We start from the raw sequence: 24,771 nt of genomic DNA, 5'->3' as shown, positions 1-24,771 counted from the left end.
AAACGCGCCCGTTTTCCGCAGCTTTTCGAGGAACCGAAACGGTCGCCGAAACGTATGCAGAAAGACCCCTACATATGTAAGAAAGGCGACCGCGCCATGGCCAACAAGGTTCCCCCCACCACCACCGACGCCGGCATTCCCGTACAGAGCGACGAGCATTCTCTGACGCTGGGACCGGACGGCCCGATCGTCCTCAACGATCATTACCTGATCGAGCAAATGGCGAACTTCAACCGCGAGCGGATTGCCGAGCGGCAGCCGCATGCCAAGGGCTCGGGCGCGTTCGGCCATTTCGAAGTCACCAACGACGTTTCGAAATACACCAAGGCCAAGTTTTTGCAGCCAGGTGCGAAGACCGAAACGGCCATGCGCTTCTCTACCGTGGCGGGCGAGCGGGGCAGCCCCGACACCTGGCGCGATCCGCGCGGATTTTCGGTGAAGTTCTACACCGATGACGGCAATTTCGACATGGTCGGCAACAACACGCCGATCTTCTTCATCCGCGATCCGCTGAAGTTCCAGCATTTCATCCGCTCGCAGAAGCGCCGGGCGGACAACGGCCTGCGCGATCACGACATGATGTGGGACTTCTGGACGCTGAGCCCGGAAAGCGCGCATCAGGTGACCTATCTGATGGGTGATCGCGGCGTGCCGAAGAACTGGCGCGAGATGAACGGATATTCCAGCCACACCTATATGCTGATCAATGAAGACGGCGAGAAGTTCTGGGTGAAGTGGCACTTCCACACCAATGTGGGCGATGAAGGCGGCAACGCGCATTTCACGCAGGATGAGGCCGTCGAGATGGCGGGCAAGGACAGCGACTATCACCGCCGCGATCTGTTCAACGCGATTGCCGAGGGGAATGGGCCGAGCTGGACGCTGAAGTTCCAGATCATGCCGTTCGAGGATGCGAAAACCTATCGCATCAATCCGTTCGACCTGACCAAGACCTGGCCGCATTCGGATTACCCGCTGATCGAGGTCGGCAAGCTGACGCTGAACGAAAACCCGGTCGACTGGGATACGCAGATCGAGCAGCTGGCGTTTGAGCCGAACAATATGGTGCCAGGCATCGGCCTGTCGCCGGACAAGATGCTGCTGGCCCGGGGCTTCTCCTATTCGGATGCGCACCGTGCGCGCCTGGGCGTCAACTATAAGCAGATCCCCGTCAACAAGCCGAAGACGGAAGTGCATAGCTATTCGCGTGCCGGGCATATGCGCGTCGAGAACGCGGTTGATCCGGTCTATGCGCCGAACAGCTATGGCGGCCCCGCCGCGCAGCCCGAAGTGGGCGGCGAGGCGACCTGGTATGCCGATGGCGATATGGTGCGTCAGGCCTATACGCTGCGAGAGGATGACGACGACTGGAGCCAGGCCGCCGCGCTGATCAATGACGTGATGGACGATGCCCAGCGCGATCGCTTCGTCTCCAACGTCTCGGGCCATCTGGCCGACGGCGTCAGCGAAAAGGTGCTCACTCGCGCCTTCGAATATTGGCGCAATGTCGATGCGAAGATCGGAGAGCGGATCGAGAAATCGGTGCGCGACATGATCGGCGGCACGTCGGAGGAGCCCGGCATGGCCTCCGCGAAGGCGACGACGCCGGAAATGGAACCCGCCGAATAAGGCCCGCTTCCGGTTTGTAGATCACGAAAGGCCCCGCAGCGATGCGGGGCCTTTTCTTTACGGGCTGCCTGTCAACTTTCGTCCTATTTCCGATTTGGTCACCCGCGGCACTTTTCCGTCCACCGTTGGTTTGGATCATCACACCGATCGTGCTGTCCGGGGCAAACCAATTGGTAGCGCGCGAAGCCCATGATCTAGGAGAACATTGCCATGGCCAGGACCATGCACGACGCCCGATCTTTCATTCATCCTCTACACGCCATGTTGCTGGCCTTTCCGCTGGCGCTGTATAGCTCGGCACTGCTGTCGGACATTACCTATCTCAACACTGCCGTCGTCCAGTGGACCAACTTCTCCTCCTGGCTGATCGCGGGGGCGGATGTGTTCGCCGGCCTGGTGCTTGCATGGGCGTTGATTGGGCTGTTCGTCGGCCGCACCAGCAAGGCGCGCGGACGCGGTCTTATCTATCTGGCGCTGGTGGCGCTGATGTTCGTAACGGGCCTGGTCAACGCATTCCAGCATGCGCGCGATGGCTGGGATTCGGTCGGGACGCTGGGCGTGACGCTGTCTGCGCTGTCCACCCTGTTCGCGCTTGCCGCCGCGTGGATCGCTTTTTCAGGATATGTGCACAAGGAGGTCCGCTCGTGATCCGCCAGGCCGCTTTTTCGCTCACCCTCGTTCTGGCGCTTGCCGCCTGTCAGAAGGACAGCAATCCTTCGCTCGATCAGATGGGGGAGCAGCCGCAGCTGCCCGCCCAGAATGATGCGCTGATCCCGGCGATGACCATTCCCACGCCCGCAGGGTGGGACGGCGAACTGCCGACGGTACCCGATGGCTTCACCATCGCGCCGATCGCCAAAGACCTCAAGATTCCGCGCCAGATGCTGGTGCTGCCCAATGGAGACATCCTCGTCGCCGAAGGGCGCGGAGGCCATGCTTCGCCGGTGCGACCGAAGGACGTGATCGCCGGGATCATCAAGAAGCAGGGAACCAGCTCCGTAAAGGGCGGTAACCGCATCACGCTGCTGCGCGATGCCGATGGTGACGGAAAGACCGATCTGCAGACCACCTTCATCAGCGGGCTCGATGCGCCCTATGGCATGGCACTGGTGGACGGCACGCTTTACGTCGCCAATCAGGGCAATGTGGTGAGCTTTCCCTACACCGAAGGCGCCACGAGCGTCGCCGGGCCGGGGCGCGAGCTGACGAAGTTGCCGTCGCGGATCAACCATCACTGGACAAAGTCCATGACCGCGAGTCCCGACGGCTCCAAGCTCTATGTCGGCATCGGTTCCAACAGCAATGTCGGCGAGCGTGGTATGGATGTGGAAGAAGACCGCGCGGTGATCTGGGAGATCGACCGGGCCACGGGTGCCAGCCGCATTTATGCTTCGGGCGTTCGCAACCCGACGGCGCTCGCCATCAATCCGGCGACGAACCAGCTGTGGACGGTCGCGAACGAGAGGGATGAGTTGGGGCCGCAGCTGGTGCCCGACTATCTCACCTCGGTGAAGGACGGCGCGTTCTATGGCTGGCCGTACAGCTATTACGGCCAGCATGTGGATCCGCGCATTCAGCCGCAGCGGCCCGACCTCGTTCGCAAGGCGATTGCGCCCGATTATGCGCTGGGCTCCCACGTCGCCGCGCTGGGGCTGGATTTCGCGAAGCAAGGAGGGTTCGGCGGCGCGATGAGCGAAGGTGCGTTCGTCGGCGAGCATGGAAGCTGGAACCGCCGCGACCCCTCGGGCTACAAGGTTGTGTTCGTGCCGTTTCGTGGTGGCCGCCCTTCGGGCAAGCCAATCGATCTGGTGGGTGGTTTCCTGAAGGGCGATCATGCGCGCGGCCGCCCGGTCGGCGTTGCGTTCGATCCAACGAGGCGCGCGCTGTACGTGGCGGATGATGTATCGAACACCGTGTGGCGGGTGGCGCCAAAGGCGGCGGCTCGTGCAGAGGCGGTGGCAAAGGGCGCTCGGCCTTCCTGAGCGCGTTTGCGCCGATCAGAACTGCTTGCGGAAATTGATCTCGATAAAGCGGCCCACGGGATCGACGAAGCCGGGCTGGTAACGCAGCGGGGTGTTGCCGTCCGCGTCGCGCACATTCTGGATGCCGCCGAACAGATTATCGACGCGCAAGGAAACGCGCGTACCCTTGAAGAAGCCCTCCTTCTTCTTCAGCACCTGCTCCAGATTGGCGAACAGCCGCAGATCGAAAGTGGCGAGATCGCCGAAGAACAGATCGCTCGAGCCGGTCAGCGGATCGCCGTTGACGCGGGTGGCAGAGGCGTAGTTGCCGCGCAGGAACATGCCCATGCCCTTGTAGAAGATGCCGCCCTGCAGCTCTACTTTGTGACGCGGGCTGCCGCTGGCGCCGATCGCGTCTCCGTCCAGAAGGTCGAGCGTCGGCAGTTCGGGCCGGATCACGACTTCGTCCTGCAGCGTATAGGTGTGGTATAGCGAGACGTTCCAGCGCGCCTTGCCGTCATTGCCGCGGCCGAACATGCCGCCGCCGCGGCGCCCGCCGCCCCGCTGCTGCCGCTGCTGGGGCCGCTCGGCCTGTTTCTCGCTGCCTTCGCCCTCCGCCTTTTCGCCGTTTGCCGGTTTGCCCTCGGACTGTCCTTCGGCGCGTCCATTTTGTTCGCCGGTCTGCGTGCTTCCTTGTTGTGCCTCGCGCTGCGGGGGCGCTGGCCGATCGCCGCCGGGCATGCCGCGCCGTCCTTCGCCTTCATCCTTGTTGCCGCCGAATTCGCCGCGATAGTTGAGGCCCCAGCGGATACGCTCGGCATTCACTTCGCTGAAGGTGACGGGGCGGGCATCGAGCGCCAGCAGCGTGCCGTCCGGCCCGCGCGTCACGCGGTCCGGGAATGCGCCTTCGATGGCGGGGGTAAGCAGCGGAAAGGCGTTGGTGACGTTGCGAGAGCGGTTGCGGTTATACTCCGCCTCAATCCGGAAATCGTCGAGGAAGGGCGGCTCCCAACCGATGTTGAACTTGATGTCATTGCGGCGTTCGGCGAGCAGCAGCGGGTTGCCGCCCGTCGTCCGGTCGATCAGCACGGACTGGCCGGTGGTGAAATCGAATATCGGCACATTGGGCGTGACGATGATCGGCGCGCCCAGATCGGAAATGCCCGGCGCGCTTTCCTCGCCGATATAGCTGAACAGGATGCTCAGCCGCTCGGCCGGGGACCAGTTGAAGCCGCCGCCGTAGCTAGTGATACTCCCAAAATCGGTGAGGTGCTTGTAACCCGCATTGGCGTTCAGTGTGAGATCGCCGATCGCGTCCCACACGCCTTCGCGCCGGCTGCTGACGGGCAGCGAGACATTGCCCCCTACGCTGGCCGTGCCGCGACCGAGATCGGTGGCGAACGCCTCGCCCGATCGCAGGGCGGTTCCCCGGATATCTTCGCGCGTGTAGCCGCCGTTGAGGCTCAGCTGCACCCCGCCGGCGGGCAGAGCGAACAGCTCGCGCGATCCCTCGGCAATCAGCGAAGCGGTGCTCGACAGGCTGGTGCTGCGATCGGGATAGGCGAAGGACAGGCCGCGCCCGATGTCCGCGCCGAAGGGATCGACGGCGCCGGCGGCCACCATGGCCTCCAGCGCTGCGCTGTCCAGCGCGCGGTTGGTGGTGATGTCGGTCTGATTTTCCGAATAATTGCCGTTCACCGACCAGCGGAAGCCTGAAGAATCGCTGTTGAGCCCCGCGCTGGCCGACCGGGTCTGCACGGTCGAGTATCCGGCGAGGGGGCGGGGATCGGTAAAGGCGCGCGTTAGGACGGCGTCCTGCCCGGTCTGCGAAAAGGGGCTGGTGCCCGGCACGAACAAATCCACCGTGCCAAGGCCGTTGAGCGAATTGGAATCGGTCAGCTCGTAAGCGGCGTTGAGCGAGAGCTGGATCTTTTCGGTCAGGCTTTTGCTGTAGCTGCCGTTCAGTGAGAACTGGTCGCTTTGCGGCAGCAGGGTGCGGAAGCGGCCAAGATCAACGCCGTCCGGCACCACGATATTGGTGGCCGCGCGCGCAATGCCGCGCTCCGCCTCGGTCAGCGAGGACTGGCTCGTATATTCGCCGTTGATGTTGAACCGGAAATCGTCGCCGATGCGGGTGAGGCCGCCCTGCGTCTCCCATTTCGCGCGCCCGCCTTGCGAAGGCTGGCCATATTTCAGCTCCGCCGTCACGGATTTGAAATTATCGACCAGGATCATGTTGATGACGCGCTGATCGGGGCGATAGCCATATTGCAGCGCCAGCTCTTCGGGGAACACCTGCACCCGCTCGATCGCCTCGGGCGGAAGATCGCGCAGTTCGCGGAAGCTGGAGATGCGCCGTCCGTTCAGGAGGATCACCGGCCGCCCGCCGCCGCGCCCGCGCGCCGATCCGGTTTGCGGGCCCAGAAGATCGATCAGATCGCCGATCGAGGACGCGCCATAGCCTGCGATTTCCTCCGCACCGATCTCGTCCAGCACGGGGATGTCGGTATCCACCTCGCCGCGCAGCCGCGTGGCGCGCACCACAATATCCCCGCCGCTATAGACGCTTTGATCGGGGGTGTCCTGCTCATCCCCGCTTTCTTGCTGCTCGCCCTGGGCGGGCACGGCCTCGTCCTGCTCCTGCGCGGCAAGGGGCGCTGCCATCAGCAGCGCGATCGGCGCCGCCGAGCAGATAAGGAACCCTTTGGGCAGGCTAGAGGGTGCGGCTTGCGTCATGATCGGGAGAACTCTGCTGGCGTGGGGCGGGGATGGCCCGCCTGTTATCATCTGCCCCGTTGGCCCATGGCTTAACCCGGCAATGATCGAAAAGTCGCGCGATATTCTGTAACCAATTGTCGCTGGTGGCTTCTCATCCCATGTTCATCGAATAGTGGCCCGCTTCCCTTTTGTTCCCAAGGCGGCTAGGGGGGCGAGCGAAACCGACGGCGCCGCCAAGCGGGGCCGCAAGCGATCAGGACAAGAATGGCGAAAGAAGAACTTCTCGAAATGCGCGGCGTGGTCCGTGAACTCCTTCCCAACGCGATGTTCCGCGTGGAGCTGGAGAACGGCCACGAAGTGCTCGGCCACACCGCCGGCAAGATGCGCAAGAACCGCATCCGCGTGCTGGTGGGGGACGAGGTGCTGTGCGAGATGACCCCGTACGATCTCACCAAGGCGCGCATCACCTATCGCTTCATGCCGGGACGCGGCGGCCCGGCACCGCGATAAGTTCCGGTGGGTGAAACAGCGCCCACGCTGATCCTCGCCAGCTCCAGCCCGCGCCGCCGCGAATTGCTGGGGCGTCTGGGCGTGACGCCGGACAGGATCGCCTCCCCCGATATCGATGAGACGCCGCTGAAGGGCGAGCTGTCGCGCGTCTATGCGCTGCGCATGGCCGAGGAAAAGGCCCGCGCCGTCGCGCGCTCCGATGGCGAAATGGTGCTGGCCGGCGATACCGCCGTGGCGCCCGGACGGCGCATTCTGCAGCAGGCCGAAGATGAGGCGATGAACCGGCGCTTCTTGGAGCTGCTCTCGGGCCGCCGCCACCGCGTCTACAGCGCGGTCAGCGTGATCGCGCCGGACGGCACGCAGCGCACCAAGGTTTCGGAAAATATCGTCAAGTTCAAGCCGCTCCATGCCGACGAAATCGCCGCTTATGTGGAAAGCGGGGAGGGGATCGGGAAGGCCGGCGGCTATGCCATTCAGGGCCGCGCCGAATCGTTGATAACATGGATGTCGGGCAGCCATTCGGCCATCATGGGTCTGCCGCTCTATGAGACGCGGTTGCTGCTGAAGCAGGGAGGGTATCCCCTTGGCTGAGTGGCTTTATGAAGACGGGATCGGGGAAGCGCGCGCGCTGATGCTGGAAGGGGGGCGTCCGGTCGAGATGCGGATCGAACGCCCAAGCCCCGCGCGGGCCGGTACGGTGCGCGATCATGCCAAGCTGGTGAAGAAACTGGGCGCACGCGGTCTTGTCGAAATGGAATGCGGCCAGCAGATGCTGCTCGCCCCGCTGCCCAAAGGCGCAAGCGAGGGGCAGCGGCTGCGGGTCGAGGTGACGCGCGAATTGATGCGTGAACGGGGAAGGCTGAAGCTCGGCCTCGTACGCCCGACGGAAGAGCCGCGTCGCGACGGCCCGACATTGCGTGAACGCATCATGGGCGATCATGCGGTGCGCGTCGTGCGCGCTGCGGGGGCCGAGACGCTGGACGATCATGGCTGGCACGATCTGTTCGAGCAGGCGCGTCAGGGGCTCGTTCCTTTTGCCGGCGGATCGCTTCGAATCGAAAGCACCTCCGCCTTCATCGCGATCGATATCGATGGCGATCTCTCCCCGCGTGAGCTTGCCTTTGCCGCAGCGCCTGAGGTGGCCCGCGCGATTCGCCTGTTCGATCTGCAGGGCAGCATCGCGGTGGATTTTCCAACGCTCCCGGCCAAGGCGGACCGTGCCCGCAGCGTCGAACTGTTTGACGAGGCCGCCGCGTTCGACTGCGAACGGACGGCGGTGAACGGCTTTGGCCTGCTCCAGATCGTGCGCCGCCGGGTGCGCCCTTCCGTGGTCGAAGAGCTTCAGGGCAATGACGTCGCTTCCGCAGCGCTGGCGCTGCTGCGCATCGGTGAGCGATCCGGTGGGCGCGGGCAATTGATGCTGTCGGCCGCTCCCGCGGTCATCGATCGGCTCGAGCGGCGTTTCCATCTGGTGGAGGAACTGGCGCAGCGCATCGGCCGCCCGGTGGTGATGGAAAGCGATCCCGCCCGCGGCCTGTGGCAAGGCGAGGCGGTGAACGAGGTGGAAACATGAGCGAACCCAAATGTCCCAATTGCGGTAAGCCCGTTGACCCGGATCACGCGCCTTTCTGCGGGCGCGGCTGCAAGGATCGCGATCTTCTGAACTGGCTTGGCGACGGCTATCGCATCCCGGGCCCGGCCGTTCCGCCGGAAAGCCTGCGCGCAGGAGAAGAAGAGGTTTAATCGGGGCTGGACAAGCCCCGGTACCCACGCCTATAGGCCCATCTCCCGCTCGCCGGCCGGCCCCGCGCCCGCCGAGTTCGAACGGATATGCCCGGGTAGCTCAGTTGGTAGAGCATACGACTGAAAATCGTAGTGTCGGTGGTTCGATCCCGCCCCCGGGCACCATAATTCTCCAGTAAATCAGCAGGTCCGCGTCCGCAGCGAGATTCGCGCGGGGCGCGAACGCACGCATGTCAGCCGCCTCTTCGAAGCAGCCGGTCTATTCGGAATGTTTGGGAAGTCGGCGCAGTGCCGGAAAGTGGAGGCCCGAGCCGGAATCGAACCGGCGTGCAAGGATTTGCAGTCCTCTGCGTAACCACTCCGCCATCGGGCCTCGGAGCTTGCGAGCGCCCGCCATTGTGGAAATGGCGCGTGCTTGTCAAGCGCTGCTGCGGCACGCGATAGCCTCCCGCGGCGTTTGCCCCCGCGCGGCGTACGTTCGTCCAAAAGCGGCTTGGCGCTGCCCGGACCCCTCGTTATGACAAAACAGGGATTAGCTGTATTGCAATACTAACACAGCTGTTGTAGGGCTTCGGATCATGACCAACGATAAGAGTTTTCAGGCGATGCGCGACGCGATGGTGGACAGCCAGTTGCGCCCATCAGGCGTCAACGACCGCGATGTGATCCGTGCGATGGCTAGCGTGCCGCGCGAGGAGTTCGTTCCGGAGGTTCGGGCCTCGGTGGCTTATGCCGATCGCTCCGTGCCGCTGGGCAATGATCGTTATCTGGCACCGCCCGTCGCGCTTGGCCGCATGCTGGTGGTTGCCGAACCACAGCGTAGCGACATCGCGCTGATCGTAGGGGCGGGCACCGGCTATTCCGCCGCGGTTCTGGCGCGGCTGGCGGGCCCCGTTACCGCGCTGGAATCAGACGCAGAACTAGCCGCCATCGCGCGCCCACGCCTGGAGGGCGGAAATTTCGATGACGCGAGCCTGATCCAGCTGGTCGAGGGTGACCTGACGCAGGGGCATCCTGACGGCGCCCCTTATGATCTCATCCTTATAGACGGCGCGGTCGAGACCGTGCCCGATGCGATTGCCGATCAGCTGGCCGAAGGCGGGCGGCTGGTCTGCGGCATCGCCGATAAGGGCCTGACGCGCCTCGCCATCGCGCGCAAGCGTGGCGGCGTGGTAAGTCCGGTGGCGTTCGAGGATAGCGAAGTGCCGGTGCTGCCCGGCTTCGAGCGCGCGAAAGCGTTCCGGTTCTAATCATGCGCAAGCGCAGCCGACTGCTCCTCGCCGCCTCCGCCGCGACGCTGCTTGCTGCGCCTGCAGCGGCCGACACGCTGCGCGAGGCGCTGGCCCAGGCCTATCTGAACAATCCGACGATCACCGGGCAGCGCGCCCAGCTGCGCGCGACCGACGAGACCGTGCCGATCACGAAGGCGGACGGCCGCCCGCAGCTCGGCGGGCAGGGCACCTATCAGGAGAGTGTCGACAATTCGAACCCGTTCTCCAACCGACAGGCGGTGGCGGCGATCGATCTCAGCGTACCGGTCTATTCCGGCGGCGCGGTGAAATATGGCGTGAAAGCCGCGGACAAGCGCGTGGAGGCGGGCCGCGCCACACTGCGCGGGACCGAGAGCAGCATCTTCAGTCAGATCGTCGCGGCCTATATGAACGTGATTCGCGACGAGGCGATCGTGCGGCTGAACCGCGCCAATGTCGGCGTGCTGACGGTAAACCGGGAGGCGACAAGCGATCGGTTCCAGATCGGCGATCTCACCCGCACCGACGTGGCGCAGGCCGAGGCGCGCCTTGCCATCGCGACGAGCGATCTGGAGACCGCGCGGTCCAACCTGATCCAGTCAAAGGAAAATTACATCCAGCTCGTGGGCGAAGCGCCCGACGCGCTGGAGCCGCCGCCGCCGCTGCCGAACCTGCCGGAAACGGCGAGCGCCGCCGTCGATATTGCGCTCGATTCCAATCCCGATCTGATTGCCGCCCATGAACGGCGCAAGGCCGCTGCCTATGATGTGCGCGTGGCGCAAGCCGGGCGGTTGCCGCGGGTGTCCGCCTTTACGCAAGGCTCCTACGCCAATTTCCTGGGATCGGTGATCACACCCGATTTCACCCCGATCGGTCCGCAAAATCCGGGCCAGCCGAATATCACGATCCCTGCCATCCCCAATTCGCAGCAGAATCTCGCCGTCGGCGTGCGCGCCAACCTTCCGCTTTATCAGGGCGGGCGGGTGCCCGCGCAGGTGCGGCGCGCACAAGCACTGCTGGGGCAGGCCGAAGAGCAGGAGATCGAGGTCGAGCGATCGGTGATCGCGCAGGTCCGTGCTTCCTATGCCAGCTGGCGCGCCTCGCAGGAGGTCATCCAGGCTAGCCAGATCGCGGTCGAATCGAACCAGCTCGCGTTGGAAGGTGTGCGCGCGGAAAACAGCGTGGGAAACCGCACCATCCTCGATATCCTGAATGCCGAGCAGGAGCTTCTGAACGCGCAGGTTCAGCTCGTCGCGGCGCGGCGCAACGCCTATGTCGCCGGCTTCTCGCTGCTGGCCGCGATGGGGCGCGCGGAGGCGGCGGACCTCGGCCTCGACGGCGGCATCTTCTACGATCCGCTCGATTATTATGAGGATGTGCGCGGACGGCGCAGCGACTGGACGTCGCGCCCCGATCCGGTGCCGTCTGCCACGCGCACCGTTGACACCGAGCCCCAGGCGGCTCCAATAGAACCGCTTCCGGAAACGATCGGGCCGGAAGCAGCCGCGCGTAACCTTTATGGGCCGCGCCAGCCGATCGATTGAGGGCCGATGGTCTCCGGGGGCGGGGCCTGGCCGACAGGGGATAAGGCGTGAGCGAGCACGAACCTTCGATGGAAGAAATTCTCTCCTCGATCAAACGCATCATCGCCGAAGACAATCGCCGCGAAAGCGCCGCGCGCTCATCATCCGCGGCGCCAACGTCCAACGACTCGGTGCTTGAGCTGACTGAAGGCGACAGCGTCGAGGATTTCGATCGTGACGAAGCGGGCGACGACGATCTGCTCGATACAGCGAATGCGGAAGCGCTTAGCGCGTCTCTCAGCGCGCTGGCGACGTTGGCGGAGCCCAGCGCGAAGCCGAAAATCGTGCGCTCCGGCGAAACGTCCATCGAGCAGCTGCTGCGCGAAATGCTGCGGCCCATGCTGAAAGAATGGCTCAACCAGAACCTGCCGCCGCTGGTCGAATCCATGGTGCGCAAGGAAATCCAGCGGATTACCCGTAAAGGCTGATGACCCTGGTCGCCGTCCTTTTCGGCGTATTCCTCATCCTCAAGGCTGCGCCCGATACCGCGTTGGCGCGCTTTCTAAATCGCTGGTTGGTGCGCCAGCCCGCCGATGCGCTCAACCGCGTCTCTCGTGGCCAAGTGCTTGTAACATTGGCATCGGTAATCGTGGCGGGGCTGCTCATCTACGCCGAGTCGGGTGAGGGGCTGCGGCTGTTGGGACTGGCGACGCCCGAATTGATGGGCTGGATCGCCGCCTTCGATATCGCCACCACCGCCGATCTGGCGATGGCTGGCCTCCTGGCATGGTCGGTGCGGTCGCGCGGCATGATGCGCGCATGGATCGGTGCGATCCGTCCGGCGCGGCGCGCAAAGGCAAGAGCGAAGCGCAGGCAGTTCCGCACGCCGCCAAAACTTGCCGCCAATGACGATGAGAATCGAAGACCGGCGGCACTTGCCGCCTGAGCGTTCGAACCGGCTTGCCCGCCTGCCTGGCCCGGCTTAGCGTGGGCCCCCATGAAAACGCTTCTTCTGTCCGCCGCTGCCGCCGCGATCGCGATCGCCGCCGCACCGTCCCCCGCTGCCGCCCGGTCGATGACCGCGATCGATCTTAACGAAATGAAACGCCTCGGCGCGCCTGCGGTCAGTCCGGACGGTACGATGGCGGTTTATCAGGTGACCGGCACCGACATCGCGGAAAATAGCCGCTCGACTCAGCTCTACATGCTCGATCTGACCCGCCCGGAATCGCAGCCGGTGCTGATTGCGGATATGGAGGGCGCCTCGGAAAGCTCGCCCGCCTTCGCGCCGGACGGATCGCTCTGGTTCATCAGTGACAAGTCGGGCAGTGATCAGCTCTGGCGCATGACCATGCCCGGCGGCACCCCGGTGCAGACGAGTGACTTTTCCATCGGAGTGGCCGGATTCAAGCTGGCCCCGACCGGCAACCGCGTGGCGGTGTGGAGCGCGATCCCACGCGATTGCGCCGAATTCGGTTGCCCGGCACCCACCGTCTCGCCGGAGGAAGCCAAGGCGACGGGCCGCGAATATGACGAGTATTTCGTGCGGCACTGGACCAGCTGGCGCGAGCCCGGTGTGTACAACCGCATCTTCGCCTTCGACGTGGCGAACGGGAAGATTGCAGGCCTCGGCACCCCGCTCGACGGCTCGATCACCGGCAACGCGCCCAGCGATCCGTTTGGCGGCGGCGAGGAGTTGAACTGGAGCGCCGACGGCGACACGCTGTTCTACACGCTTCGCGAGGCGAACGCGATGGAGCCGCGCTCGACCGATCTGGATATCTACGCTGCGGCGGCGGACGGCAGTCGGCTCGACAATCTGACGGACGCCAATCAGGCCACCGATACCATGCCCACGCCCTCGCCGGACGGGCGCTACCTCGCTTATGCCGCGATGGCGCGACCTGGCTATGAGAGCGACCGGCTGGTGCTGATGCTGCGCGATCTGGCGAGCGGCGAAACGCAGGCACTCACGCAGGGGTGGGACCGCTCGGTGGGCTCCATCGCCTGGGCGCCGGACAGCAGTCACCTGATCGTCACCGCGGGCGATACGCTGGACCATCCGGCCTATATGATCGCGCTGGACGGCACGGTCAGCCGCCTTACGCAGCGCGGCAATGTGGGCGATGTGATCCCGATGGCCGATGGATCGATGCTCTACACCAAGAACTCGATTCAGGCGCCGAACGACCTGTATCGTATGCTGCCCGGCGGCAACGAACGGCAGCTGACGGCGGTGAACGCCGATCTGTTCGCCGAGATCGACCCGGTTGTGGTCGAGCGGTTCAGCTTCAAGGGCGCGAACGGCGACACCGTGTGGGGGCAGGTGGTGAAGCCCGAAGGCGCGCCCAAGGGCACGCCGACCGCGTTTCTGGTGCATGGCGGGCCGCAGGGCAGCTTCGGCGACAGCTGGAGTTTCCGCTGGAACCCGAAAATCTTCGCCAGCCACGGCATGAGCGTGGTGACGATCGATTTCCACGGCAGCACCGGATACGGCCAGGCCTTCACCGATTCGATCAATAAGGATTGGGGCGGCAAGCCGCTGACGGACCTGAAGCTGGGCCTTGCCGCCGCGGCGAAGTTCGACAGTGCGGTGACGCCGGACAATGCCTGCGCGCTGGGTGCCAGCTATGGCGGCTATATGATGAACTGGATCGAGGGCAATTGGCCCGATCAGTTCAAGTGCATCGTCAACCATGCCGGCATTTTTGACACGCGCGCCTTCTACTATTCCACCGAGGAGCTGTGGTTCCCCGAATGGGATTTCGGCGGGCCTTATTACGCGCAGCGGGAACTGTACGAGAAATGGAACCCGGTGAACTTCGTCACCAACTGGAAGACGCCCGTTCTGTTCACCCATGGCGAGAAGGACTTCCGCATCCCCTACACCCAGTCGCTGATGGGCTTCACCGCTGCGCAGCGCCAGGGCATTCCGTCCAGCCTGCTGGTGTTTCCGGAGGAAAGCCACTGGATCAACAAACCGCAAAACTCGATCCAATGGCATCGCGACGTGTTCGACTGGCTGGACAAGTGGACGGGGCGGGGGACGCCTGCCCAGTAAGCGTTCGTCATTGCGAGCGAAGCGGGGCCGGAGGCGACCGTAGATCAACCAATCCAGGACCGCTGCCGCGCTGCAACCGCCCTGGATTGCCGCGTCGCCTGCGGCTCCTCGCAATGACGACGATCTTCGACGGCTAATCACCGTTGCGATGGCGCGGGCGCGCTGCCATTGCTGCGGACATGACCGACCAGACCCTGCCCAAAACCTTCGATCCCGCCGAGCTGGAAACGCGCTGGTACGCGCATTGGGAAAAGAACGGCCTTTTTCGCCCCGAGCGCGGCGACGCCGAGCCGTTCACCATCGTCAACCCGCCGCCGAACGTTACCGGTGTGCTGCACATCGGCCATGCGCTCGACAACACGCTGCAGGACATCATGGTCCGTTATGAGCGGCTGCGCGGCAAGGATGCGCTCTGGGTGGTCGGCACCGATCATGCCGGCATCGCCACGCAGATGGTGGTGGAGCGCAATATGGCTGCGCAAGGCGAAAAACGGACCGACCTCAGCCGTGAGGATTTCCTCGCGCGCGTCTGGGCGTGGAAGGACGATAGCGGCGGCCAGATCACGCGCCAGCTGCGCCGCCTGGGCTGTTCGATGGACTGGAGCCGCGAGCAGTTCACGATGGACCCGCATTTTTCCAAGGCGGTGACCCATGTGTTCGTGGAGCTGCACAAGCGCGGGCTGATCTACCGGGACAAGCGGCTGGTGAACTGGGACCCGGCACTGAAGACCGCGATCAGCGATCTGGAGGTCGAGCAGCGCGAGGTGCAGGGCAAGTTCTGGCACTTCCGCTATCCGCTGGCGGACGGCGCAAAAACGGCCGCCGGCGCGGACCATATCGTGGTGGCGACGACGCGGCCCGAAACCATGCTCGCCGATATGGCGGTGGCGGTACATCCCGAGGACGAACGCTATGCCTCGCTGGTGGCCGCAGGGGCCGAGGTCGAGCTGCCGATTACCGGGCGGCGCATTCGCATCGTGCCCGATGAGCATGCCGATCCGGAACTGGGATCGGGCGCGGTGAAGATCACGCCGGGGCATGACTTCAACGATTTCGAGGTCGGACGGCGCGCGGGAATTGCCGCGGGCGACATGCTGAACATGCTGGATGCCGAAGCGCGCGTGGTGCAGGTGGCCGATGGCGCGATCCCGGACGATTATCTCGGCATGGATCGGTTCGACGCGCGCAAGAAAGTCGTCGCGGCGATGGACGAACTCGGCCTGCTCGGCGAGGTCGAGGACCGCGTGATCCAGACGCCCTTCGGCGATCGCGGCGGCGTGGTAATCGAACCCTGGCTGACCGATCAATGGTATGTCGATGCCGAAAAGCTCGCCGGCCCCGCGATGGACGCGGTGCGTTCGGGCGAAGTGGAGGTGGTACCCAAAAGCTGGGAGAAGACGTTCTTCAACTGGATGGAAAACATCCAGCCCTGGTGCGTCAGCCGTCAGCTCTGGTGGGGGCACCGGATTCCGGCTTGGTTCGATGCCGACGGCAACGTCTTTGTCGCGGAGACTGAGGAAGAAGCGCGGGCGCAGGCGGGCGAAGGGGCCGAACTCACGCGCGACGAGGACGTGCTCGATACCTGGTTCAGCTCGGCCCTCTGGCCCTTTGCTACGCTGGGCTGGCCCGAGGATGGCGCGCCGCTCGTCCAGAAACATTATCCCAACGATCTCCTGATTTCCGGCTTCGACATCCTGTTCTTCTGGGACGCGCGGATGCTGATGCAGGGGATCGAATTCATGGGCACGCCGCCTTGGAAGCGGCTCTATCTGCACGGGCTGGTGCGCGCCGCAGACGGTTCGAAAATGTCCAAGTCCAAGGGCAATACGGTCGATCCGCTGGGCCTGATCGATCAATATGGTGCGGATGCGCTGCGCTTCTTCATGGCGGCGATGGAGAGCCAGGGCCGCGACATCAAGATGGATGAGGGCCGCGTCGAGGGTTACCGCAACTTCGCGACCAAACTGTGGAACGCAGCGCGGTTCGCGCAGGCGAACGGCATCGGCGCGAGTGACAGCGTGGCCGCGCCTGAGGCGAAGCTGGCGGTCAATCGCTGGATCATCGGCGAGGTGGCGGAGACAGTGGCCAAGCTGGACCGTGCGCTCGCCGACTTGCGCTTCGATGCGGCGGCGGATGCGATCTACCATTTCGTGTGGGATCGTTACTGCGACTGGTATCTGGAGCTGATCAAGCCGGTGCTGGCGGGCAATGCGGGCGGTGCGGACGAAACCCGCCGCGTCGCCGGTTGGGCATTCGACCAGATTCTGGTCATGCTCCACCCGTTCATGCCGTTCGTCACCGAAGAGCTGTGGCACGCCATGGGCGATCAGGGCGATCATCCGCTGATCACCGCGCGCTGGTGCGATCCGGAGGCGAGCGTCGATGAGGAGGCGAAGCGCGAGGTCGAGTGGCTGATCGCGCTGGTACGCGAACTGCGCGGCGCGAAGTCCGAACTCGGCATCCCGCCCGGCACGCGCATGACGGCTTACGCCGCGGAAGCAGACGAGCGTGTGCGCGCGCTGGTGGAGCGGCAGCAGCCGACAATCGACCGGCTTGCGCGGCTCGATGCGGTGCGGTTCGAGGCGCAGCCGGAGGGCGCGGCGGTGCAGATCCTGGTGGACGGCACTACCTTCGCGCTGCCGCTGGAAGGGGTGATCGATCTGGATGCGGAGCGCGCGCGTCTGGCCAAGGCGCGCGATGCAGCCATCAAGGAACGCGATTCCCTCGCCAAGCGGCTGGATAATCCGCAATTCGTCGAAAAGGCGAAGCCGGAAGCGGTGGAAAAGGCCCGCGCGGACCATGCCGAAAAGGCGGGCGAGGCGGAGCGGCTGGAAGCGGCGCTGGCCAGGCTCAGCTGATCAACCAGGCCCAGCGGGGGATTGGCCTTAGCGGCCCTGGCTGCGCCAGCGCTTGACGATGCGCGGCATCATTTCCTCTTCCCCGCCGGACTGCTGCCAGAGAGCCGAGAAGATCGGATCTTCGGAGGCGGGGCGCTTTTCCTCGGCGAGCGTGTCGAGCGAGACGCGGATCGGAATCGCGACGCCTTCGCCGCAGACGATGCACTCACGGTTGCGCAACGCCGGGATCGAATCGAGGAACCCACGCGATCCTTCGGGCATGGCTGCGCGCACGAAGGCCTGATCGCGATCGTTGTTCAGGCGCATCGAGATGATGGTGCCGCACTGCGACAGCACGCCTTCGGACAGATCCGACGGCCGCTGCGTGATCAGGCCCAGGGATACGCCATATTTACGGCCTTCCTTGGCGATCCGGCTGAGCACGTCACGCACGGCGCTATGTTCCATCTTGCTGTCGGACGGGATGTAGCGATGCGCTTCCTCGCACATCAGCAGGATCGGGCGCTGCGGTTCGTTGCGCGACCAGATGGCATAGTCGAACACCAGCCGGCTGAGCACGGCGACCACGGTTGAGGTGATGTCGGAGGGCACGCCGGACACGTCGATGATGGAGATCGGCCTGCCTTCGCTCGGCAGGCGGAAAATCTTGGCGATGAACTGCGCCATCGTGTCGCCGACGAGCATGCCGGAGAACATGAAGTTGTAGCGCGGATCGTTCTTCATCTCCTCGATCTTCGACTTCAGCCGCATATAGGGCGCGCTGGAAGTCGCTTTGTCGAGCTTGCCCATCTCGTTCTGCAGAATATTGATCAGATCGGACACAAGGTAGGGCACGGGGCTGTCGACCGTCAGCTTGCCGATGGTCTCGGCAATACGGTTCTTCGCGCGCGCCTGGATGAGGCAGCGGGCAAGAATGTCCATATCGGTCTGCCGCTCATTGCCGCGTGTGGTGACGAACACCTCGCAATGCTCTTCGAAGTTCATCAGCCAATAGGGCATGGCGAGATTGTTCACATCGAAGATCTTGCCATTGCCCTTGAAGGCGGCCGAATATTCGCCGTGGGGATCGACCATGACGATATGGCCCTGCGGCGCCAAATCGCAGATGCGGTGAAGGATCAGTGCGGCGGCGGTCGATTTGCCGGTACCGGTGGAGCCAAGCAGCGCGAAATGCTTGCCCAGCATGGCGTCGACATACAGCGCGCCGCGGATATTGCTGGTGGGGAAGACGGTGCCGATCTCGATATGCGCGCGTGCATCGGCGGCATAGACCTGCTTCATATCGCCGGAGGTGACAGCAAATACCTCGCTTCCGGGCACGGGATAGCGGGTGACGCCGCGGCGAAACTTGTAGATGCGGCCTGTGAGCTTTTCCTCTTCGCCCTCACCGAGAAAATCGACCTTGGCGATGATCGCGCCGTCGCTTTCATGATCGAGCTTTTGCGTACGGATGCTGGCCAGCAGCCAACTATCGCCCACGCGAACCTTCACCTGGCTGCCGACCTGGCCGGCCATCGCGATGCTGCTATCGCTGTTTCTGGCAAGTTTCTTCAGCATATCGCCATCCAGCAGGATCGATGAACCCGATCCGGCGATTTCGATGACGTAGCCGATATGGACATCGGTTATCGGCCGCGCGCCTTGGGGTTTCTTGGTGGAGGCGGGCGCATCGGGGTGGAGCACTGGCCCACGGACCGGCTCAGCATTCTCGAAATTGCGACCGCTCATGTCCATCCTGCACATCCTGAATACCCAGATATGCGGCACGCTATATTGTGTTAGCGTAAACAAAGACTTTAGCGCCCTTGGGACGCGCCAGCACCGCCCCGCTGGGCGGCGTCAGCGTCGGTGGAAGAGGGCACCCGCCGCCCAGCCAAGGCCGAGCGAGATCAACACCGCGACCAGCCCGTAGGCAAGGCCGTAACGGGCCGCGACGATCGAAACGAACTGTTCGAACCCGCGCTTGCCCACCACCACTTCGGTTTCCGCCACCGACACCACCTTTCCGTTCCGGATCAGGTAGGTGCTGGCATCATAGGTGCCCACCGGCACACTGGCCGGGATTTCTATGCGCGCCTGATAGAGCAGCTTGCGCGTGATCTGGACACTGCCGGAGGATTGCGAATAGCTTCCGTCCTCCACATTGGTGGCGATCAGGCCGTCGCGGAAGCGCAGTTGCTCGCGCGTATCGCCCACCTGGATCGGCGATAGCTGGAGATGCTTCAGCCCGATTTCGTAGACATAGGCTTCGCGTTCATCGATGATGTCGGCAATCGGGCGGCTGGAGGCGACGGCGTAGAAGCTGGGTGCGGTGCGATAGCTGTTCGATTCCGCGTTCACCCAGATGACCCCGCCGAGCTTCGCTTTCTCGCGCACGGTGATGGGCTTGCGCGGCCCCTCGATCACCACCGCGATATCGATTTGCCCTTCCGGAATGCGTCCGCCGGGATAGGCGATGGCCCCGAACAGAAGCAGCTCAGCGCCGGTAAAGCCGGATTGCAGATCGATCCGGTGCTGGCTGACGTCCGGCACAAGGATCGGTGCCTTTTGCGCGGCGGCGGGCGCGGCGGCCAATAGTGTGAGCGCGAGGAGCAGCAGACGCTTCACAGCGGCACCACCGTAAAAATCTCGGACGGACGCCAGGTAAGGCCGATCGCCATGCGGATCGCCACCAGCAGCACGATGCAGGACAAGGCGAGGCGCAGATATTCGGGCGGCAACTTCTGCGCGAACCGCGCGCCGATCTGCGCCCCGGTAACGCTGCCGATCAGAAGCAAAATTGCCAGCACGATGTCCACCGCATGGGTGGTGAGACTGTGCATCATCGTTGAAGTCATGGTGACGAACAGGATCTGGAACAGCGAGGTGCCCACGACCACGCGCGCTCCCATGCCCAGGATATAGAGCATGGCCGGCACCATGATGAACCCGCCGCCCACGCCCAGCAGCATGGTAAGGATGCCGGTCGCAAAGCCCAGTAGGAGCGGCGCGATCGGCGATATGTAGAGGCCCGAGCGATAGAAACGCCAGCGCCAGGGCAGGTTCGCCACCAGCGGATGGTGTCGCCGCTTGCGCGCGGGCAGGGGCTTGCCGCCGCGAAGGGCGCGCACGCTGCGGAAGCTTTCCACCGCCATCGATCCGCCGATACTTCCCAGCATCACGACATAGACGATGTTGATCACCGTATCGATCTGCCCCAGCCGGGTGAGCAGCGCGAACAGCCATGCGCCCGCGCCCGTGCCGAAGATACCGCCGCAGACCAGCACCGCGCCCATGCGGAAATCGACGCCTCCGCGCTTCAGATGCGCGAACACGCCGGAGACGCTAGCCCCGGTCACCTGCGTGGAGGCGGACGCGGCGGCGACAGTGGGCGGAATGCCGTAGAAGATCAGGAGCGGCGTGGTCAGAAACCCCCCGCCCACGCCGAACATACCCGACAAAAAGCCGACCAGCCCGCCCAGCAGGATGATCACCAGTCCGTTCACGGACAGGTTCGCGATCGGCAGGTAGATGTCCAAGGGGGCCGTCCTTCCAAGGACCGACTAGCCGTGTTTTGCGGCGCGATAAAGCGGTGAAGCCGCGTAGCGGACTGTATCAGATCGCGGAGCGCCGCGAGGCCCGCGCACCGGCCCCTAAAACCCCGCCGATAGCGTCAGCGTGGGGCCGTTGGCCGGCTCTGCGTTGCCCGCGATGCGCAGGCGGTAGTCAGCGGCGAGGGTGATGCGGGTGTCGCCCAGCGGTGCGCTGGCGGACAGGCGGGGGCCGATGTCGAGGCGCAGGGTCTTGTCGGTGCCGCCGGCCCAGCTTCCGGCACCCGCTTCCAGCGCGAGGCCGCCGATCTCGGCAAGCGGGCGTGTGGCGGTGATCTGGGCGTCCGCGAAGACGCGCGTGCTTGCTTCGGCCCGCGTCCCGTCCTGCCGGTATAGCCCTGCCTGACCATAAGCGGCGAGGGTGAAGCCAGCGGGCAGCTTGGCCTGCGTGCCGCCCGCGGCATAAGCGATCGCGGTGCCGGTCCCGTCCGCGCGGCGGCGATATTCGGCTGCGACCGAGAGGTTTTGCCGCGGCGACAAACGCAGTCCGGCACCCGCCTCCAGCGAGCGGGGATCGTCCGGGGCGTAGTTCAGCCGCACCAGCGCATCGATCCGCCCGGCGCTAGCCTGCACAAGGCGGCGATAAGCGATCGCGCCGATCTGCGAGCCCCCATAGCGGGTCTGGGCCAGATCGGCCTGGCCTCTGGCAAAGCGCAGAAAGGCGTAGGAATAGACCGACCAGTCGTCCGTTTTTCGAGCCTCTCCAATGATGACCGGCAGCGGCGGCGGCGCGACGTTGCTGGGCTCTAACGGCAAGGCAGGGCGCTCTCCAGACGATACCGCGGTGCCGGAAAGAAGTGGCATTCGATCCGCTTCTCTGGGTGAGAAAGCGCGAAAAAGCGCGGCGGGTGCCGGCTTCGGCCTTAATCGGTCTGCAGCAGGCGAGGCAGGCTGCCAAGGGACGGTGATGATCGCCATCGCGGGAACAGCGCGATAAGCTTTCGGCTTCGGTGTCGTCGTCACTCTGAGAAGCTCCGTCGCCGCGACCGGCGCATCGCCCGGCCCCCAGAGCAGATAGATCCGCGCGCCGATCCACAGCGCCATGAGCAGAAACAGAAAACGCAGCGCACGTCCGCGCTGCATTCTCATCGCACGTCCTGGGGATCAGGGGGGAAATGATGTGTCGTTTTGTCCCAGCGCAGCACGCCGCCGAAGCAATAAGAGATGTAGTTTTGCAGCGCCTTGGTTGCCGCGACGATCGCGATCAGATTGCCCATCAGCAGGCGCGGCCCGCACCATAAGGCGGCGCGGAGGCCATAAACTCTCGCTACCATGATCGATCGGACGAGCAGCCGCCAGAGGAGCGCCGAAAAGGTGATGCCGGTTAGAACCAAAAGCTGGTCGCTCACCCCGATCGAAGGCTGGTTCGGTACGATCAGTCTCGTCAGCAGAAGCGCCAGTGTCAGAAGGCCCGCTACATAGGCTGCCAGCAGCAAATAGGCGGCGAATATCGCGCGCCGATCACGGACGCGCATCCAGAGCTCCGAAGGGTGGGCGCTCCAACCCAGCCTGTCCCAACCGGCCAGCGCAATACCAGTGAGCCAGCGGGCCTTCTGCCGTGCGCTGGCGCGGAAATTGTCGGGGAAGCAGGAGCGGGTGCAGATCAGGCTGCCGTCGCGGCCCCGAATATGGGCGATAGTCTGCCGCCCACCCAAAGCGCGGACCTTGAGGCCAAGCTCATAGTCCTCGGTCAGGCTCTCCGCGCAGAAAGGATCGCCGCCTTCCCGCATGGCGATCGTCTCCAGCATGCTGCGCGAGAAGGCGCATCCGACCCCGGCAGCGGGAAGCCCTGCGCCCAGCCAGCTGCGCACCACAAGGACCTTGTCATGGGCCTCCACGAACTCATCGCAATAATGGCCGCTCACGAGCGGGGAACCGGGAACCGCTATCGCGCGCACCGGAAGCTGGACGAGGTCGAACCGCTCAATCAGGATATCATAGAGCGCAATCTCATCCGGATGGACCAAATCCTCGGCGTCATGGAGCACCACGGCTTTGGCAGTCTCGCCCGCGATCCGTTCCCGCCGTAGCAGCTCTTTCCAGAGGCTGTTCAGGCAATCGGCCTTCGTGGTGGGGCCGGGGCGTGCATTGACGACGCCGACGATGCGCGGGTTCGATCGGCCAGCTGCGTCGACGGCGGCCAGCGTGGCGAAATCATTCGGGTAGCAGCCCACCAGAAGGAGGTAGTTCGCGCCTGCCCAACGCTCGCTACAACGCGCGAGCATTTGTGCTGCGACGGCTCCTTCGTCCCACATCGGAATGAAGATGGCGATCAGCCCCGGATCGCGCGGCGGCTCCAGCTGGTGAAGATGCTGCGCCAGCTTCGTGCCGCGACACGCAAACCATGCGCGCCGCGTGAGCCACAGCACATCGATCGCCAGATCGTCGGCCGCGCCGACCAGAAACCAGATGCCGCAGAACAGCAGCAATTCGTGCTGCGCGGCCTCGGCCCAGAAGAGCCATTCCCCCATTTCGATTCCCCCCGGAATGGACAGAAAATTCACGCCGTTTCGGATGGAATGTCAATCGGGTTAACGCTTGTGGCCCGGAAATCTGGACATCGTTTCGCCAGCGATTAAGGAGAGGGAATGGAAGATGGCCCCGACAAGATCACCACACCCGAACTCGAACAAGCCGAAGTGGTGCCGGATAAGGTAATTTCGGCGCTGCGCCAGTTTCTGCGCAGCGAGGCATCGGGCGGTGTGCTGCTGATGCTGGCGGCTGCGCTGGCGATGCTGATCGCCAATATCGGGCTCTACCGCGATTATCACGAGATCCTGCATGGTACGCTGCCCTGGACGCCGATCCAGAAGCTCGACACGCTGCATCTTTGGATCAACGACGGCCTGATGGCGATCTTCTTCTGCTATGTGGGGCTGGAGATCAAACGCGAGTTCGTCGACGGGCGCCTGTCCACCTGGGAAAAGCGGCGACTGCCCGTGATCGCAGCCTTTGCGGGCATGGTGGCACCGGCGGTGATCTATCTCGTCATCGCGACCGGCAATTCCGAGATTGTCAACGGCTGGGCCATCCCCGCGGCCACCGATATTGCCTTCGCCATCGGGGTCCTTGCCCTTCTGGGCAAGCGCGCGCCGACATCGTTGAAGCTGTTCCTGCTCACCGTTGCGATTGTCGACGATATGGGCGCGGTTGCGATCATCGCCATCGCTTATACCGCCAATCTGAAGACCATCTTCCTGTTCTTCGCCGCTGCCACGATGGCGGTGATGTATTTCATCAACCGGATGAAGGTGCACGTTCTGTGGCCGTACATTATCCTGGGCGTGGTCCTGTGGTTTTTCGTGCTGCTGTCGGGTGTCCATGCGACCATCGCCGGTGTTCTTGCAGCGCTGATGATCCCGATCATCGTCACGCCCGGCGCACCCGATTCAGAGGTTAGTCCGGTTCACCGGCTGGAACATTATCTCTCACCGTGGAGCGCCTATGTCATCATCCCGATCTTCGGTTTTGCCAATGCGGGCGTGGAACTTGGCGGCCTGACTTTGAAGGAAATCTTCGCGCCGCTGCCGCTCGGCATCGCTGCGGGACTGTTCTTCGGCAAGCAACTGGGTATTTTTGCCTCGATCTGGCTGTCGGTGAAGGTTGGCTTGGCGCACAAGCTGCGCGGGGCGACCTGGCCGCAGATCTACGGCGTTTCGATGCTCTGCGGTATCGGCTTCACGATGAGCCTGTTCATCAGCGAACTGGCGTTCGCGGGCAGCTCGTTGCTGCGCGAAGAAGCAAAGGTGGGCATCCTGATGGGCTCGATCCTCTCAGCCCTGGTAGGCTACGCGATCCTGCGCTTCACCCCGCTGCATGAGAAGCATGACGAGATCGAGGCGCAAGAAGCGGCGGAGCAGGACGCGGATGGCGACGTAGCCGACACCAGTGAACCCGCTCCCGCGCGCGCGTGACCCGATTGGCCGGG

General features: G+C 64.2%; 20 protein-coding genes and 2 tRNA genes. 15 read left to right on the top strand and 7 right to left on the bottom strand.

Annotated elements, in window-relative coordinates:
- Positions 1-96 precede the first annotated feature (96 nt).
- The 3 genes from I6A82_RS13740 (at position 97) to I6A82_RS13730 (ending at position 3,611) form a co-directional block, all read left to right on the top strand.
- The gene (locus tag I6A82_RS13740; RefSeq protein ID WP_187334340.1) at positions 97-1,629 is read left to right on the top strand and encodes a catalase; all 1,533 of its coding nucleotides are present in this window, start codon (positions 97-99) and stop codon (positions 1,627-1,629) included.
- A 210-nt stretch (positions 1,630-1,839) separates the two neighbouring features.
- Complete coding sequence (locus I6A82_RS13735) at positions 1,840-2,277, top strand: DUF2231 domain-containing protein (protein ID WP_198095323.1); 438 nt, start codon at positions 1,840-1,842, stop codon at positions 2,275-2,277.
- Entirely contained in the window at positions 2,274-3,611 is a 1,338-nt protein-coding gene (locus tag I6A82_RS13730; protein WP_332310977.1) for a PQQ-dependent sugar dehydrogenase, read from the top strand. The genes I6A82_RS13735 and I6A82_RS13730 overlap by 4 nt, the downstream gene beginning before the upstream one ends.
- A 15-nt stretch (positions 3,612-3,626) precedes the next feature.
- On the opposite strand, the gene I6A82_RS13725 is transcribed toward I6A82_RS13730, so the two are convergent.
- Entirely contained in the window at positions 3,627-6,326 is a 2,700-nt protein-coding gene (locus I6A82_RS13725; protein WP_198095322.1) for a TonB-dependent receptor plug domain-containing protein, read from the bottom strand.
- Positions 6,327-6,572: 246 nt separating this feature from the next.
- Between I6A82_RS13725 and infA the strand changes: the two genes are divergently transcribed.
- The 5 genes from infA to I6A82_RS13700 all read left to right on the top strand — a co-directional run bounded on the left by infA (position 6,573) and on the right by I6A82_RS13700 (position 8,726).
- Entirely contained in the window at positions 6,573-6,818 is a 246-nt protein-coding gene (infA, locus tag I6A82_RS13720; protein WP_187334337.1) for a translation initiation factor IF-1, read from the top strand.
- A gap of 6 nt (positions 6,819-6,824) precedes the next feature.
- A complete protein-coding gene (locus tag I6A82_RS13715; protein ID WP_198095321.1) occupies positions 6,825-7,409 on the top strand; it encodes a Maf family protein in 585 nt (194 codons plus the stop codon).
- Complete coding sequence (locus I6A82_RS13710) at positions 7,402-8,391, top strand: ribonuclease E/G (RefSeq protein ID WP_198095320.1); 990 nt, start codon at positions 7,402-7,404, stop codon at positions 8,389-8,391. Before I6A82_RS13715 ends, I6A82_RS13710 begins: the two co-directional genes overlap by 8 nt.
- Positions 8,388-8,561: a DNA gyrase inhibitor YacG gene (locus I6A82_RS13705; RefSeq protein WP_187334334.1), complete on the top strand. Its 174-nt coding sequence runs from the start codon at positions 8,388-8,390 to the stop codon at positions 8,559-8,561. The genes I6A82_RS13710 and I6A82_RS13705 overlap by 4 nt, the downstream gene beginning before the upstream one ends.
- Before the next feature lie 89 nt (positions 8,562-8,650).
- A tRNA-Phe gene (locus tag I6A82_RS13700) sits at positions 8,651-8,726 on the top strand.
- A gap of 134 nt (positions 8,727-8,860) precedes the next feature.
- Here the strand turns inward: I6A82_RS13700 and I6A82_RS13695 are convergent.
- Positions 8,861-8,934, bottom strand: a tRNA-Cys gene (locus tag I6A82_RS13695).
- Positions 8,935-9,139: 205 nt separating this feature from the next.
- Between I6A82_RS13695 and I6A82_RS13690 the strand changes: the two genes are divergently transcribed.
- The 6 genes from I6A82_RS13690 (at position 9,140) to I6A82_RS13665 (ending at position 17,253) form a co-directional block, all read left to right on the top strand.
- Positions 9,140-9,811, top strand: coding sequence for a protein-L-isoaspartate O-methyltransferase family protein (locus tag I6A82_RS13690; protein WP_198095319.1), 672 nt, complete (start codon positions 9,140-9,142; stop codon positions 9,809-9,811).
- A 2-nt stretch (positions 9,812-9,813) separates the two neighbouring features.
- Positions 9,814-11,355: a TolC family outer membrane protein gene (locus tag I6A82_RS13685; protein WP_198095318.1), complete on the top strand. Its 1,542-nt coding sequence runs from the start codon at positions 9,814-9,816 to the stop codon at positions 11,353-11,355.
- Positions 11,356-11,402: 47 nt separating this feature from the next.
- Entirely contained in the window at positions 11,403-11,822 is a 420-nt protein-coding gene (locus I6A82_RS13680) for a DUF2497 domain-containing protein (RefSeq protein ID WP_281385125.1), read from the top strand.
- Positions 11,822-12,280 (top strand): hypothetical protein, encoded by a 459-nt coding sequence (locus I6A82_RS13675; RefSeq protein WP_198095317.1) that lies wholly within the window; start codon positions 11,822-11,824, stop codon positions 12,278-12,280. The genes I6A82_RS13680 and I6A82_RS13675 overlap by 1 nt, the downstream gene beginning before the upstream one ends.
- A gap of 51 nt (positions 12,281-12,331) precedes the next feature.
- Positions 12,332-14,395, top strand: coding sequence for a dipeptidyl-peptidase 5 (locus I6A82_RS13670; protein ID WP_198095316.1), 2,064 nt, complete (start codon positions 12,332-12,334; stop codon positions 14,393-14,395).
- A 179-nt stretch (positions 14,396-14,574) separates the two neighbouring features.
- Positions 14,575-17,253 (top strand): valine--tRNA ligase, encoded by a 2,679-nt coding sequence (locus I6A82_RS13665; RefSeq protein ID WP_198095315.1) that lies wholly within the window; start codon positions 14,575-14,577, stop codon positions 17,251-17,253.
- Between the two features lie 27 nt (positions 17,254-17,280).
- Here I6A82_RS13665 and I6A82_RS13660 read toward each other — a convergent pair whose 3' ends face one another.
- The 5 genes from I6A82_RS13660 to I6A82_RS13640 all read right to left on the bottom strand — a co-directional run bounded on the left by I6A82_RS13660 (position 17,281) and on the right by I6A82_RS13640 (position 23,314).
- On the bottom strand, positions 17,281-18,981 hold the full coding sequence (locus I6A82_RS13660) for an ATP-binding protein (RefSeq protein WP_198095314.1): 1,701 nt from the start codon (positions 18,979-18,981) through the stop codon (positions 17,281-17,283).
- 111 nt (positions 18,982-19,092) lie between these two features.
- Positions 19,093-19,860 carry a TIGR02186 family protein gene (locus I6A82_RS13655; RefSeq protein WP_332310976.1) on the bottom strand — a complete coding sequence of 256 codons (768 nt, stop codon included), beginning with the start codon at positions 19,858-19,860 and terminating at the stop codon, positions 19,093-19,095.
- Positions 19,857-20,771: a sulfite exporter TauE/SafE family protein gene (locus I6A82_RS13650; RefSeq protein WP_187336893.1), complete on the bottom strand. Its 915-nt coding sequence runs from the start codon at positions 20,769-20,771 to the stop codon at positions 19,857-19,859. Before I6A82_RS13650 ends, I6A82_RS13655 begins: the two co-directional genes overlap by 4 nt.
- A gap of 114 nt (positions 20,772-20,885) precedes the next feature.
- The gene (locus tag I6A82_RS13645) at positions 20,886-21,932 is read right to left on the bottom strand and encodes a hypothetical protein (RefSeq protein WP_198095313.1); all 1,047 of its coding nucleotides are present in this window, start codon (positions 21,930-21,932) and stop codon (positions 20,886-20,888) included.
- The gene (locus I6A82_RS13640) at positions 21,929-23,314 is read right to left on the bottom strand and encodes a glycosyl transferase family protein (RefSeq protein WP_198095312.1); all 1,386 of its coding nucleotides are present in this window, start codon (positions 23,312-23,314) and stop codon (positions 21,929-21,931) included. Before I6A82_RS13640 ends, I6A82_RS13645 begins: the two co-directional genes overlap by 4 nt.
- A gap of 117 nt (positions 23,315-23,431) precedes the next feature.
- Here I6A82_RS13640 and nhaA point away from each other — a divergent pair, with 117 nt between their 5' ends.
- Positions 23,432-24,757 carry a Na+/H+ antiporter NhaA gene (nhaA, locus tag I6A82_RS13635; protein ID WP_198095311.1) on the top strand — a complete coding sequence of 442 codons (1,326 nt, stop codon included), beginning with the start codon at positions 23,432-23,434 and terminating at the stop codon, positions 24,755-24,757.
- Positions 24,758-24,771 lie beyond the last annotated feature (14 nt).

Source organism: Novosphingopyxis sp. YJ-S2-01, from assembly GCF_016093175.1.
In the GTDB taxonomy this organism is placed as follows: Bacteria; Pseudomonadota; Alphaproteobacteria; order Sphingomonadales; family Sphingomonadaceae; genus Novosphingopyxis; species Novosphingopyxis iocasae.
The sequence above is the reverse complement of the archived record's forward strand: the minus strand, read 5'-3'. Positions and strand labels throughout refer to the sequence as shown.